We start from the raw sequence: 14,069 nt of genomic DNA, 5'->3' as shown, positions 1-14,069 counted from the left end.
TGCTATAAGGGCGAAGGAATTGGAGGCGCGACCGATGACCACGACGGGCAGCTCCCAGGCGCAGGATCGTCCCGCTCATCCGATGCTTGACTTGGTGGAGCGTCCCAGCGATCTGTCTCGTTTCACCAGTGCTCAGCTGGTGAAACTCGCTGCCGAGATTCGCGCCTACCTAGTTGCCTCAGTAGCCCAGACCGGTGGGCACCTAGGACCCAACCTGGGGGTGGTGGAGCTGACTATCGCGCTGCATCGGACCTTTGACTCACCGCGAGACGCCATAGTTTTTGACACCGGTCACCAGGCTTACGTGCACAAGCTACTCACTGGGCGTCGCGACTTCTCTAAGCTGCGCGCGCGTGACGGCCTGTCTGGCTACCCGAGCCGCTCCGAATCTGAGCACGACGTGGTGGAGAACTCCCACGCCTCCACTGCCCTGTCTTGGGCAGACGGCATTGCCCGCGCCAACCGCATACTGGGGCACGATGGGCGGCATGTGGTGGCGGTGATCGGTGACGGTGCCATGACCGGTGGCATGGCCTGGGAAGCACTGGACAATATCGCCGACTCTGAGGACCGGCACTTGGTCATAGTTGTCAATGACAACGGCCGTTCCTATGCGCCCACCATTGGCGGCCTAGCGCATCACCTGGATGCGCTGCGCACCAACCCTGGCTACGAGCGGGTGCTATCGGGGGTTAAGCGGCACCTGCTGGCGCAAGGCACGCCGGGCAAAAAGGCCTTTGAGGCGCTACATGGCCTGAAACGAGGATTGAAAGACGTGTTGGTGCCCTCGGCCTTCTTTGAGGACCTGGGCATCAAGTACACCGGGCCAGTAGACGGGCATGACATCACCGCCCTGGAGTTTGCCCTCACCCGCGCCCGCGAGTACGCCGAGCCGGTGATCGTGCATGTGATCACGCAGAAAGGTCGCGGCTACACGCCAGCGGAAGAGGACCTGGCTGACCGCTTTCATGCGGTGGGGCGCATTCATCCAGAGACGGGTCTGCCTGTAGTGCCCTCGCGCTTTGGGTGGACGGCAGTCTTTGCTCAGGAGGTTTTGACTGCCGCGCAGGCAGATGAGCGAATCGTGGGGGTGACCGCCGCCATGCAGGCCCCGGTTGGTCTGCAACCATTGGCGGATGCACTGCCTGGCCGCGTGATAGACGTCGGTATCGCTGAGCAGCATGCCCTTACGGCGTCTGCGGGCATGGCCTTTGCCGGTGCGCACCCGGTGGTAGCGCTGTACGCCACCTTCCTGAACCGGGCTTTTGACCAGGTGCTTATGGATGTGGCGCTCCACGGAGCAGGCGTGACCATTGCTTTGGACCGTGCCGGGCTGACCGGCGCAGACGGAGCTAGCCATAACGGCATGTGGGATATCGCCATGCTCGCGCGGGTGCCTGGGCTGCATTTGGCAGCGCCGCGCGATGAGGCCAGCCTGCGCGAGGAGCTGCGCGAGGCCTTTGCGACGGCGGATGCTCCCACGGTGGTGCGTTATCCCAAAGGTTCGCTGCCGGAGGCCGCACCTGCACTGCGAGTGCTAGGCGGTGATGTGGATGGGGCTGACAGCGTCTTCGCGCGGGTGGATGTGTTGGTGGAGCCGGAGGGGGAGGCAGCGCCGGGTCAGCCGGATGTTCTACTGGTCTCCGTAGGCGCCATGGCGCCCGAGGTGCTCGCGGCAGCCCGAGACCTCAGGGCTGAAGGACTGCGGGTCACGGTGGTGGACCCGCGCTGGGCGCTGCCGGTTTCTGCCACCCTGGTGGAATTTGCGGCGGGCTTCGACCTAGTGGTGGTGGCAGAAGATGGTCTGGTCGATGGCGGCGTTGGCTCGGCGCTGCGAGATGCCCTAGACGAGTTCGATATGCCGGGCGCCAAGCTGCCCGTAGTGCGGCGGGTAGGGATTCCAGGTTGTTTCCTGCCTACGGCCTCAAGGTCTGAACTCATGGTTGAACTTGGCATGGACGCCGTCGGTATTGCACGCAGCGTGCGGGACGGCTTAGGCCGTTTATCTGTTCGCTGAGTGTGGTGACCTTTGGTCCTCACCACGGCATGGACTTTGGTCCCTGCCTTGAGTGTGCCTATTAGGGCTGTGAGTGAGAACACCGGATCGATAGGCAGGGAAAGCGGACACGGACCAAGGGCCCGCATAGGCTTGCCTCGTCAGCGCGCCGGAGTGCTGACGCGCCCCAAAAGGGCGACCAGATCACGGGTGGCCGGATCGTCACCCACAACATGGAGGGCACGGATGACCACTGAGGTCACAGCTTCCGCCAGCGCGGAGCGCAGCAGCACTCGCGAGGACGCTTGGGAGGGCTTCACCAAGGGCCCGTGGGCCGAGGACATTGATGTTCGCGACTTCATCCAGCGCAACTACACCCCTTACGACGGCGACGCCTCCTTCCTTGCTGGCGCCACTGAGAAGACCCTGGGACTGTGGCAGACCCTTGAGGACAACTTCCTCAAAGAGGAGCGCAAGGTCCGTATCCTTGATGTCGACACCGACACCCCCTCGGACATCGACGCCTTCAAGCCCGGCTACATCTCCGAGTCCGATGATGTGATCGTCGGCCTGCAGACTGACTCCCCGCTCAAGCGCGCCATGATGCCCAACGGTGGCTGGCGCATGGTTGAGCAGGCCATCAAGGAGGCCGGTAAAGAGGTCAACCCCGAGGTCAAGAAGATCTTCACGAAGTACCGCAAGACCCACAACGACGCCGTCTTCGACATCTACACCCCGCGCATTCGTGCTGCCCGTTCTTCGCATATCATCACCGGCCTTCCGGACGCCTACGGCCGTGGCCGCATCATCGGTGACTACCGCCGCGTGGCCCTCTACGGCGTCGACTTCCTGATCGCCGAGAAAGAGAAGGCCAAGGACTCCGTGGCCTCGCAGGGCTTCTCCGAGCACTGGGCCCGATTCCGTGAGGAGCACTCCGAGCAGATCAAGGCCCTCAAGAAGCTCAAGGTGATGGCCGAGTCCTACGGCTTCGACATCTCCGGCCCCGCCAAGGACGCGCACGAGGCTGTGCAGTGGACCTACTTCGCCTACCTGGCCTCTGTGAAGTCCCAGGACGGCGCTGCCATGTCCATCGGCCGTCTTTCCGCCTTCCTGGACATTTACTTTGAGCGCGACCTCAAGGCGGGCATTATCGATGAGACCCGCGCCCAGGAGCTCATCGACAACATCGTCATGAAGCTGCGTATCACCCGCTTCCTGCGCACCACTGACTACGACCAGATCTTCTCCGGTGACCCCTACTGGGCCACCTGGTCTGACGCTGGCTTCAGTGAGGACGGCCGCTCCCAGGTCACCAAGACCTCCTTCCGGCTACTGCAGACCCTGCGGAACCTCGGTCCCGCCCCCGAGCCGAATATCACGATCTTCTGGGACGAGAAGCTGCCGCAGGGCTACAAGGACTTCTGTGCGCTGATCTCCATCACGACCTCCTCCATCCAGTACGAGGCTGACGAGCAGATCCGTGACCACTGGGGCGACGACGCCGCCATTGCCTGCTGTGTTTCCCCGATGCGTGTAGGCAAGCAGATGCAGTTCTTCGGTGCCCGCGTGAACTCTGCCAAGGCTCTCCTCTACGCCATCAACGGTGGCCGTGACGAGATGAGTGGCAAGCAGATCGTCACTGGCCTGCCAGGCATTGAGGGCGATGGCCCGCTGGACTTCGACGAGGTCTGGGCCAAGTACGAGGACATGCTGGACTGGGTGGTGGGCACCTACGTTGAGGCCCTCAACATCATCCACTACTGCCACGACCGCTACGCCTACGAGGCCATCGAGATGGCACTGCACGACTCCGACATCATCCGCACCATGGGCTGCGGTATCGCTGGTCTGTCGATCGTTGCCGACTCCCTGTCCGCCATCAAGTACGCCAAGGTCACCCCCGTACGTGACGAGACCGGCCTGGTGGTCGACTACGTCACCGAAGGCGAGTTCCCGATCTACGGCAACGACGACGACCGCGCTGACGAGATCGCCGCGACCGTGGTGCACACGATCATGTCCAAGATCAAGGCGCAGCCTTTCTACCGTGACGCCATCCCGACTCAGTCGGTGCTGACCATCACCTCCAACGTGGTGTACGGCAAGGCCACCGGTTCCTTCCCCTCCGGCCACCAGAAGGGCACCCCCTTCTCCCCGGGTGCGAACCCGGAGAACGGCATGGACACGCACGGCATGGTTGCCTCCATGCTGTCCGTGGGCAAGCTCGACTACAACGACGCGCTAGACGGCATCTCTTTGACCAACACCATCACGCCCCAGGGCCTGGGCCGCACGCTCGATGAGCGGGTCGCCAACCTGGTGGGCATCCTCGACGCCGGCTTCGTCCCTGAGGACTGCGCTGACGTCTGAGTCCACCCCGGACCACCTGTCACATCTCATTTCACACAACTAGAAAGGGTGCCATTATGGCTACCACCTACGAAGAGCGCCTTGCCTCGATGAAGGCTCAGCGCGCGGACAATGGCGGCGTTAAGGGCCTGTACCACGCCAACATCAATGTCCTGGACCGCACCACCCTTGAGGACGCTATGGCGCACCCGGAGAACTACCCGAACCTCACCGTTCGCGTCTCCGGCTACGCGGTGAACTTCGTCAAGCTGACTCGTGAGCAGCAGCTTGACGTGCTAAACCGCACCTTCCACGCTGGCGCCTGAGCCAGAAGGGTGCTGGGACTCAGATGACTGAGACCATCACCCCCGACGTGACGGGCGGCCGGGACCAGGACTTTCTGGCCCCGGCCGCCCGCTTGCGCGGGGCGGGAACCGGTGGGCTCGAGGAGCTCACAGATATTCAACGCTCAGAGCGGTTGGCGCGAATGCGCGAAGGTACCCTCGGCTCGATCCACTCCTGGGAGTTGGTGACAGCCGTAGACGGTCCCGGCACGAGGATGACTGTTTTTCTGAACGGTTGCCCTCTTCGCTGCCTGTACTGCCACAACCCGGACACCTTCCTCATGAAGGACGGCGAGCCCATCTCTGCAGATGAGCTGCTGCGGCGCATGAAGCGCTACCGGGGTGTTTTTCGCGCTTCCGGTGGAGGGATCACGCTCTCTGGTGGCGAGGTGCTCATGCAGCCAGCCTTCGCAGCGCGCTTGCTGCGCGGCGCCAAGGAGATGGGCATCCACACCTGCATTGACACCTCCGGTTTTCTGGGGGTCAACTGCACCGACAAGATGCTCGACGACATTGACCTAGTGCTCCTAGACGTCAAAAGCGGCAACGAGGACACCTACAAGCAGGTCACCGGCCGTGAACTTGCCCCGACCATCGCCTTCGGAGACCGGCTGGCCGCCAAGGGTATTGAGATCTGGGCGCGTTTCGTGCTGGTGCCCGGCCTGACCGACGCCCCCGAGAATGTGGAACAGGTGGCGCGCATCATCGAGCGCTGGCGTTCATCTGTGACTCGTGTGGAGGTACTCCCTTTCCACCAGATGGGCACCGACAAGTGGGGCAGCTTAGGCCTGGACTACAAGCTGCGGGAAACCAGGCCGCCTGAGCCAGAACTCGTGGAGTCCACCAGGGCGATCTTCCGCTCCCACGGCTTCACCGTGCACTGACCAGCCCTAGCTCGCGCGGCTGACGCCGCTAGCAAGATCAAGCAAAGAGGCCCGGCATCACCAAGGTGGTGCCGGGCCCGCTGCTGTTTTGGAGCGGCTGCCTAAGAAAGCGCCTCCGTAAGTCTCGGACTGGCTTGCTCCACCTGCCACGGTCGAGCTTGGTGACCGCGCAGCACTTCCTGCACCATCCCCAGGCTGGGGTGGCGTTCACCCACCTCCCCAAGGTCCCAAGCCAGATGCCTCTGGGTATCGGGGGAGAGCAGCAGCTCCTGCGGAAGCCGCAGCTCATCAGCCCGGTCACGCACCGCCTGACGCACCAAAGTGAGGATCTCTGCGGCGTCAGCATGATGTCTGGCCCAAGAACGTGGCTGTGGCAATTCGCCAGGAGCTAGCTGAGCGTGGGGCGCTGGCAACTCGGATTCCGGCAGCGCCAGAGCTCGCTCAACTGCCTGCCACCACTCCTCCTGATGCAGACGGGCCTGGCGAGAAGAAAACTCCCGCAAGGCCGCGAGCTTTCTACGTGAACTTGGGCGTGCCAGTGAGGCGGCGATCAGGGCAGCGTGAGGGAGCACCTTGGAGGGCGTACGGTCCTCCGCCTTGGCGATCCGCTCACGCACGGTCCAAAGCTCCCGCAGTACCGCCAGCGAACGCGGGGAGCGCACAGCTTTGCCTGCTCTAGGTGTCTTACGCCAAGGATCGGTTTTCGCCGGTTTGGGTGGGCGTGTGCGCAGATGCTCGAACTCCTGCGCAGCCCACGCATCTTTACCCACTGAAGCTAATTCGTCTCCCAGGGCCTCGCGCAGGTCCGCCAGCAGTTCCACATCCAATGCTGCGTACACGAGCCATGATTCAGGTAAAGGACGCACAGACCAGTCTGCGGCAGCATGGTCCTTGGCTAGCCGCAGCCCCAAAGTCTCTTCAACCACCGCGCCTAGGCCCACATGCTGGCGTCCCAGCAGCCGTGCAGCCAGTTCGGTGTCAAAAAGACTCGTAGGAGCTAAGCCCAATTCAGCTAGGCACGGCAGGTCTTGATCCGCAGCGTGCAGAATCCACTCTGGCCCAGCAAGAACCAGGGCCAGTTCCGCCATGCTGCCGGCAGAAACCGGATCAATCAGCACCGTTCCAGCGTCTTCGCGGCGCAACTGCACTAGGTATGCATCCTGGCCGTAGCGGAAGCCAGAGGCTCGCTCGGCGTCAACGGAGACCGGGCCGGTGCCACGTGCAAGCCGCGCCGTCGCTGTCGCCAATGACTCCGGGTCAGCCACCACCGGAGGCACGCCCTCACGGGGGCGCGCAGTGGGAGAATATCCTCCTCCAGCACTGGATCATCCGTGGTGCCCGGAGGGTCAACTGGCAGAGGGATGGGGTTGCGAGTCAACTTTCCGCCCTAGCTGCTGTCAGCGGAAGAGCGAGTTCAGGCGAGTTCCCTGCTGACAGGTGGATGGTGGTGTACCAGGCCGTCAGGTGCGGGCCCAAATCGGTGGTCGTGGGTGACCAGGAGGCACGGATCTCTGCCTGGGCAGAGGTGTCAGAAAGCTCAAGACCACCAAAGGTCTCAGAAACCACTCTGGTGACGGTGCCTACCAAGGCGCGGTAGCCAACGCCAGCCTGCTCCAGGCTCTCAACCAGCCAGGACCAAGCCGCCCGCCCCAGTGCCTCGTCCGAGACCATCGCGTCCTCAATTCGCGTGCGCACCTGAATGACCAGGCGTAGATCACCATCCCAGGCGCTCTGACCTGCGGGGTCATGCAGCACCACAAAACGGCCGGAGGCCACGGCTTGGCCATCAGACTCAAGCTCAGTGGCGGCGCTGATTGCAGCAGTGAAGGGGGCAATGCGAGAAGGGGCGGGAACCTCTTCGACAACCATCTGTCGGGGAAGTGGGGCGTGACGCAGGGATAGCAACACCTCACGGAACCGCTCGGGTGCCGCCGCATCGGTGGCGTTCGTCTCCTGGGGGATTGTGGTCACGTGGCTCAGGCTATCCGGGAAGGCGATTTCCTGCAGTGCAGGCACGCCGCACAATGGGCTTGGCGCCAGGCATCCAGCCGAACTTCAGAAGGTTTACGACAATAAATGGCCCTGTGAGCGAGAGCATTTCTCCGAGGACGCTCCAAGTTTGTGCTGCTCTGCGATCTCTGTTAATTTCCTCCTGCGCCCAGAGCATGGGTGCCTGCGGATGTGGCTCAGTTGGTAGAGCATCACCTTGCCAAGGTGAGGGTCGCGGGTTCGAGTCCCGTCATCCGCTCGGGCGATTGGCGCAGCGGGAGCGCGCTTCCCTGACACGGAAGAGGTCACTGGTTCGATCCCAGTATCGCCCACCACGAAGGCCTAGACTGTCGCAGTCTGGGCGTTTTCTTTTTACCCTGGACTAATCGAACACGGATGGTGGACTGATAACAGTGACGAACCAGCTATTTCGACGACTGCTCCACCCCACGCCTCCCGCCGAGCACCCCGACTTTGGGCGCAACCTGGCCTACACCCGCTCCGGTAAGCCCTTCCGTCTGCTGCTGATCGGCGGCGACATCGGCGCACTGTCACAGGCCCGCTCCTTCTATGAGGCCTACGGGGTGCCTGCCTCCCTTATCTCCAGGGCGGTTACCCCGTACCACACGTCTTCTTCCATGTTCCACCTGCGCTACGACGACGTCTACACCACCCCAGATGGGCTCGTCAGCTTCATCAATGAGATCGCTGCCTTGGACGACTCCACCCTGCTAGTCTCCACCTCCCAGGACCCGGTGATCGTCAACCTGACTGCCCGGCGAGATGACCTCGCCAGCAACGTCGTCATCCCTTACACCACCAATGAACTTATCCTGACCGTTGGCAACAAGGCTCGCTTTGCTGAGCTAGCGCAGAAGGCAGGGATCAAGCAGCCGCGGACCATGCTTATGACCGGTGGCTCCGGCAAAGTCCCCGCCGTCGAGGCCCTCGGCTATCCGCTGATCTGTAAGCCCGCCAACGGTGACGATCTCACCGAGGTTGGTATGGAGGGCCAGGAGAAGGTATTCATCCTGGCTTCCAAGGCCGAGGTGGACGATCTGGTCCGCCGCATTGATGAGTCCGGATTCACCGGCGAGTTCCTGTTCCAGGAGCGCATCCCTGGCCCCGACTCCCAGATGCGCATCCTCACCTGCTACCGCGACACCCAGGGTAAGGTGCGCGTTGCCTCCTATGGCCACTCAGTGGTGGAGGAACACGAGCCGCTGCTGCGCGGTAACCCGGCAGTTATCCTCACCGGCCTAGACGCCGACGAGCTAGGCAAGCGCATTAGCGAGTTGCTCGACTCCCTGGACTGGGTGGGCTACGCGAACTTTGACATTAAGGTCGACCCGCGTGACGACAGCCCGAATGTCTTCGAGCTCAACCCGCGCCTAGGCCGTTCCAACTACTACCTGACCGTCTCCGGCTTTAACCCCGTTGAGCTCATGGCCGAGGACTGGGTGGGTGGCGACTCTGAGCACGTGGTCACCGACACCAGCCGCAAAGGCATGTACCTAGTGACTCCGGTGGTCCTAGCCCTGGCCTATGGCCACGGTGCCCGCAAGCACATCCTGCAGGCTGTGCTCACCGGCCGGGTCCGCAACCCACTTATCAAGGTCTGGCCCGGAGCCAAATGCAAGGACCTGCGCCGCGCCTACCACATGAGCCTTTCCGCGCTTAACCAGCTGCGTCGCTTCCACCGCTATTACCCGCTGTCCCAGGCTCGGCGCGAGCGCCAGGATGCACTGTGAGCGGCGGCCAAAGACGCACCGCCGGAGTGCTCGGTGGGCTGGGGCCATTGGCCACCATCGAGTTCATGAGCATGGTGGCAGCCGCCACCGTGGCCAAGGTGGAGCAGGAACACGCTGACCTCATAGTTACGCAGCGCTCCTCCACCCCGGATCGGACCGCCGCCATCCTGAGGCACGGTCCCTCGCCAGCCCCGGTGATGGCTGCCGACGCCAAACGTCTTGAGACTGCCGGGGCAGAGTTCATCGTGATCCCCTGCAACACGGCTTCCAAGTTCCTTGGTGCCGTGGAGGAAGCCGTGAGCATTCCGGTAGTTTCCATTGTGGAGGAGACCCTTTCCGAGGTACAGCGGCGCTTGCCCCAAGCCAGCTCGATCGGTCTGATGGCCACCGACGGCACCCTGGCTGCGCGCGTCTATCACGATGCCGCTGAGCGCGCCGGTTTTGAGGTGATCGTGCCTGACGAGCGCACTCAGGCCCGGGTCATGGCCATGATCTACGACGGCGTCAAGGCAGGGCGCGACGTGCCTCGCCAAGAGTTCTTCGAATGCGTGGAGGTTCTGCGCCAGGCCGGAGCAGACGCGGTAATCACCGGCTGTACCGAACTGTCCGTCCTGTGTTCACACTTTGGCGCTAACGGCGGACAGATCGTCGACTCCTTGGCCTCACTGGCACGCCGCACCGTGATTGAGTGTGGCTGCGAGCTGGCCTGACCCGCACAAAACCGTAGGGCTTGCGCTCGGGCCGTGCTTACCAGGCCACAGTGCCGCCTCAATAGCATCCTGGCCGCTAGGCTCTGACAGACCTGACCAGTACGCATCGGAGGAAACCGTGGGCTACACCCTTGACATTGCTGACCGCACCGAAACCCTTCGGGCCGTTGACGCCAAGCAGATGCGTATCGCGGCAGGTTGTACCCCCGTCGCCATCGAACAGACGGAAGCCTGGGAGCGCTTCGAACGCAGTCAGGGCCGCCCCGTGTGGGGCCGCTACCTCTACGAAGAGGGCGAAAAGGCTGTGGCCACCATTGCCCTCTACCCCTATAAATTGGGTGGACGCCGCTTCCTGTGGGCCAAGAACGGCCCCACCTGGTTCCGGGAGCAGTCACCTGAGCGCGAAGTTCACCTGCGCAAGCTGCTGCTTGAAGAGGTCCGCAAACGCGACTCCTCCATCCTCTTTGTGCGCATGCACGCCCGCTACCAAGCCCCAGACCTACACGAGCTGGCCAACACCATCACCTATGACCGCACCTACGTGATCGACCTGACTGCCAAGACCCCTGAGGCAATCAGCAACGCCATGCCCCGTGACGGGCGGCGCGGAGTGCGTCGCGCCCAGCGCGTAGCTGATGAGGCTGGTTGCACTATCGCCGAGGAGACCGGCCTGACCCGCACTCAGTTCGCAGAGGTCTACGAAGTGCTGGCGGAGACCGCCCGCCGGGACGGCTTCCGCCCCCACCCCCTCCAGACTTACTGGAGCTTTCTCACCGCGCTTGGCCCCGAGCACGCCCGCCTCTTTGTGCTCCGCAAAGATGGTGTGCCTCACGCCTGGGACATTGTGACCACCGTCGGCAAAGACGCCGTGGTGCCTTATGGCGCCTCCTCCAACGAGTCCAGAGGTTTCCGCGCCGCAGAGGCCCTGGACTGGTGGGTGGCCTGCAAACTCGCGGAAGAAGGCTTCCGTGGCATGGACCTGATGGGTGCCGACTCCGCCCGCGTGCCACAGCTGTACAAGGTGGGACAGTACAAGCGCCGTTACGCGCAGCACCCTACAGAGGTCGACGGCGCTTGGGACCTGCCTGTGCGCCCAGCCCTGTATCAGGCGCTCCTAGCTGCCAAGCAGGGCCGCGACCTAGCGCGTGGGCTCAAGCAGCGCCTCGGCAAGTAGCAGGAGCAAAACGGGGCGGCTGTCCGGGGGTGGTGCTCAGAGCGCCACCCCGGCCGTCGTCAGGCTTCACCAGGCTAAGACCAAGGTACTTTCTGCGCCCGAGTAGACTCGGCGTCGACCGGGCGCACCCGTACAGCGCCTGGAAGCAAGCTACAAAGGAGCACCCGTGGCCGCACAGCCCAGCATTGAGATCACCATCGCAGGCGCCAAGCGCAGCATCGAGCTAGGCACCACGGGAACAAGCCTCTTTGAGACCGACAAGCAGATCATCGCCATGAAGGTAGATGGTGAGCCCTGGGACCTGTTCCGTGAGCTGCCAGCTGGGGCCACCGTCGAGCCCATCACCCTGGACAGTGAAGATGGCCTGCAGATCCTGCGCCACTCCACCACCCACGTCATGGCTCAGGCCGTTCAAGAGCTCTTCCCCGAGGTCAATCTGGGTATTGGGCCCTTCATCGCTGACGGCTTCTACTACGACTTTGGTGGCATCGACGCCGTCACCCCTGAAATGCTGCGCGATATTGAGAAGCGCATGAAGCGCATCGTCAAGGAGGGGCAGACCTTCCGCCGTCGTGACATCACCGATGCTGAAGGCCGCGAGGAGCTGGCAGACCAGCCTTACAAACTGGAGCTCATCACCACCAAAGGCAAGGGGGCAGAGGCCTCCGCCAGCGTGGAGGTGGGCGCCTCCGGCCTGACCATTTACGACAATGTGCGCCGCGACGGCACCGTCGCGTGGAAAGATCTGTGCCGCGGCCCGCACCTGCCCTCCACCCGCTTAATTGGGCAGGGTTTCGCCCTAACCAAATCCTCCTCCGCCTACTGGAAGGGGGACCAGAACGGTGACTCCATGCAGCGGATCTACGGCACCGCCTGGGCCTCAAAGGAGGACCTCAAGGCCTACCAAAACCGCATGGCTGAAGCCGCCAAGCGCGACCACCGCAAGCTGGGTGCCGAACTGGACCTCTTCTCCTTCCCGGAGGAGATTGGCCCCGGTCTAGTGGTCTTCCACCCCAAGGGCGGCATGCTGCGCCATGAAATCGAAAAGTACGTGATCGAGCGCCACGAGCGGGCAGGCTTCGACTTTGTGCACACCCCAGAGATCACCAAGAGCGGCTTGTTCCACACCTCCGGGCACCTGCCCTACTACGCGGACACCATGTTCCCGCCCATGCTCGCTGACGAGGAACGCGACGAGGCAGGAAAACTCACCAAACCTGGCCAGGAGTACTACCTCAAGGCCATGAACTGCCCCATGCACAACCTGATCTTCCGCTCCCGGGGCCGCTCCTACCGTGAGCTGCCGCTGCGCTTCTTCGAGATGGGCCACGACTACCGATACGAGAAGTCCGGTGTGGTTCACGGACTGACGCGCATGCGCGGCTTCACTCAGGACGACTCCCACACCTACTGCACCCCCGAGCAAGCCGGTGCGGAAATCAAGAGCCAGATCGAGTTCTTCCTTTCCATCCTCTCCGCCTTTGGCCTGAACGACTTCTACCTGGAGCTGTCCACCCGAGATGAAGACGGCACCAAGAAGGACAAGTTCATCGGCTCCGACGCGGACTGGGAGGTCGCTACGCGCACCCTCCAGGAGGTCTGCGACTCCACCGGTTTGGAACTCGTGCCGGACCCGGGCGGCGCCGCCTTCTACGGTCCCAAGGTCTCTGTGCAGGTAAAGGACGCCATCGGCCGTACCTGGCAGATGTCCACTATTCAGTACGACTTCAACCAGCCTGAGCGCTTTGACCTGGAGTACACGGCAGCTGACGGCTCTCACCAGCGCCCCATCATGATTCACTCCGCCAAGCTCGGCAGCGTGGAGCGCTTTATTGGTGTGCTCACCGAGCACTACGCCGGTGCCTTCCCGGCCTGGCTATCCCCGGTGCAGGTGCGCCTGGTGCCCGTTGCGGAGGCTTTTGACGAGTACGTCGACGGCGTCGCCGCCAAACTGCGCGAGCGGGGAGTGCGGGTCGAGGTGGATCACTCCGACGACCGCTTCGGCAAGAAGATCCGCAACGCAGCCAAAGACAAGATCCCCTTCACGCTGATCGCTGGTGGCGAGGACGCCGACGCCGGTGCCGTCTCTTTCCGCTACCGTGACGGTGCCCAGACCAACGGCGTGCCCGTGGACCAGGCCGTGGCTCACATTGCCCGCGTGATCGCTGAACGGGTCAATGATCCGGCGGGGGAGAAGCTCTCCGGTGAATGAACAGCCTGACGTGATGCCACCGGCGGTGCCCAGCCCCGAGCAGACGCAGGGCACCGTCGTCGACGGCGTGCGGGTGGAGTTGCCCTTCCAACATCCCGACGCCCCCGAGGCCTTCGGGCGCCTATGGACTCCACACCGCATGGTGTATATCGGTGGTCAGGACAAACCCAAGGACGCCAGTGCCGCCCAGTGCCCCTTCTGCGCTGCGCCTAGCCGCGCTGATGCCGAGGGCTTGGTTGTGCATCGAGGAGAGCGGGCATACGTGCTCATGAATCTCTACCCGTACAACACCGGGCACCTCTTGGTCTGCCCATACCGGCATTTCTCCGACTGGACTGAGGCCAGCCCGGAGGAACGCGCTGAGATCGGCGCCCTGACTGCTCGGGCCATGGAGGTGGTGCGGCAGGTATCTCACCCGCAAGGCTTCAACCTGGGGATGAATCAGGGAGAAGTCGGGGGTGCAGGTATCGCCGCACATCTACACCAGCACATCGTGCCCCGCTGGACTGGCGACGCGAATTTCATGCCCATCATCGGCAAGACCAAACCGGTGCCACAGCTACTCGGCGAACAACGGGAAATGCTCGCAGCAGCCTGGGACACCGCACCGGGAGCCCCGGCCTGAGCGCCTACAGCCACCCCGCCTAAGAAGAGAGACCG

11 protein-coding genes and 2 tRNA genes are annotated in these 14,069 nt (G+C 63.2%); 11 read left to right on the top strand and 2 right to left on the bottom strand.

Annotated elements, in window-relative coordinates; genetic code table 11:
* The first annotated feature begins 34 nt into the window (after positions 1–34).
* The 4 genes from dxs to pflA all read left to right on the top strand — a co-directional run bounded on the left by dxs (position 35) and on the right by pflA (position 5,573).
* On the top strand, positions 35–2,017 hold the full coding sequence (gene dxs / locus DR039_RS08855) for a 1-deoxy-D-xylulose-5-phosphate synthase (RefSeq protein ID WP_111837008.1): 1,983 nt from the start codon (positions 35–37) through the stop codon (positions 2,015–2,017).
* Positions 2,018–2,242: 225 nt separating this feature from the next.
* Positions 2,243–4,366, top strand: coding sequence for a formate C-acetyltransferase (pflB, locus tag DR039_RS08850; RefSeq protein WP_111837007.1), 2,124 nt, complete (start codon positions 2,243–2,245; stop codon positions 4,364–4,366).
* Between the two features lie 56 nt (positions 4,367–4,422).
* On the top strand, positions 4,423–4,671 hold the full coding sequence (gene grcA2, locus DR039_RS08845; protein WP_111837006.1) for an autonomous glycyl radical cofactor GrcA2: 249 nt from the start codon (positions 4,423–4,425) through the stop codon (positions 4,669–4,671).
* A gap of 23 nt (positions 4,672–4,694) precedes the next feature.
* The gene (gene pflA / locus DR039_RS08840; RefSeq protein ID WP_111837005.1) at positions 4,695–5,573 is read left to right on the top strand and encodes a pyruvate formate-lyase-activating protein; all 879 of its coding nucleotides are present in this window, start codon (positions 4,695–4,697) and stop codon (positions 5,571–5,573) included.
* A 101-nt stretch (positions 5,574–5,674) separates the two neighbouring features.
* Here pflA and DR039_RS08835 read toward each other — a convergent pair whose 3' ends face one another.
* Positions 5,675–6,838 (bottom strand): HRDC domain-containing protein, encoded by a 1,164-nt coding sequence (locus DR039_RS08835; RefSeq protein ID WP_229116907.1) that lies wholly within the window; start codon positions 6,836–6,838, stop codon positions 5,675–5,677.
* Between the two features lie 109 nt (positions 6,839–6,947).
* On the bottom strand, positions 6,948–7,535 hold the full coding sequence (locus DR039_RS08830) for a DUF3000 domain-containing protein (RefSeq protein WP_407641287.1): 588 nt from the start codon (positions 7,533–7,535) through the stop codon (positions 6,948–6,950).
* 213 nt (positions 7,536–7,748) lie between these two features.
* Between DR039_RS08830 and DR039_RS08825 the strand changes: the two genes are divergently transcribed.
* The 7 genes from DR039_RS08825 to DR039_RS08795 all read left to right on the top strand — a co-directional run bounded on the left by DR039_RS08825 (position 7,749) and on the right by DR039_RS08795 (position 14,034).
* Positions 7,749–7,821, top strand: a tRNA-Gly gene (locus DR039_RS08825).
* A 1-nt stretch (position 7,822) separates the two neighbouring features.
* Positions 7,823–7,897, top strand: a tRNA-Val gene (locus DR039_RS08820).
* A gap of 78 nt (positions 7,898–7,975) precedes the next feature.
* Positions 7,976–9,313: a carboxylate--amine ligase gene (locus DR039_RS08815; RefSeq protein WP_111837004.1), complete on the top strand. Its 1,338-nt coding sequence runs from the start codon at positions 7,976–7,978 to the stop codon at positions 9,311–9,313.
* Positions 9,310–10,023, top strand: a complete 714-nt coding sequence (cuyB, locus tag DR039_RS08810; protein ID WP_111837003.1) for a cysteate racemase — start codon at positions 9,310–9,312, stop codon at positions 10,021–10,023. The genes DR039_RS08815 and cuyB overlap by 4 nt, the downstream gene beginning before the upstream one ends.
* A 118-nt stretch (positions 10,024–10,141) precedes the next feature.
* Positions 10,142–11,197, top strand: a complete 1,056-nt coding sequence (locus DR039_RS08805; RefSeq protein ID WP_229116906.1) for a lipid II:glycine glycyltransferase FemX — start codon at positions 10,142–10,144, stop codon at positions 11,195–11,197.
* Between the two features lie 166 nt (positions 11,198–11,363).
* Positions 11,364–13,409, top strand: a complete 2,046-nt coding sequence (gene thrS, locus DR039_RS08800; RefSeq protein ID WP_111837002.1) for a threonine--tRNA ligase — start codon at positions 11,364–11,366, stop codon at positions 13,407–13,409.
* A gap of 13 nt (positions 13,410–13,422) precedes the next feature.
* Positions 13,423–14,034, top strand: coding sequence for an HIT family protein (locus DR039_RS08795; protein WP_172458378.1), 612 nt, complete (start codon positions 13,423–13,425; stop codon positions 14,032–14,034).
* Positions 14,035–14,069: the final 35 nt, after the last annotated feature.

Source organism: Actinomyces bovis (assembly GCF_900444995.1).
Classification (GTDB): Bacteria; Actinomycetota; Actinomycetes; order Actinomycetales; family Actinomycetaceae; genus Actinomyces; species Actinomyces bovis.
Note: the sequence above shows the minus strand (reverse complement) of the source record. Positions and strands in the feature narration are given on the sequence as shown.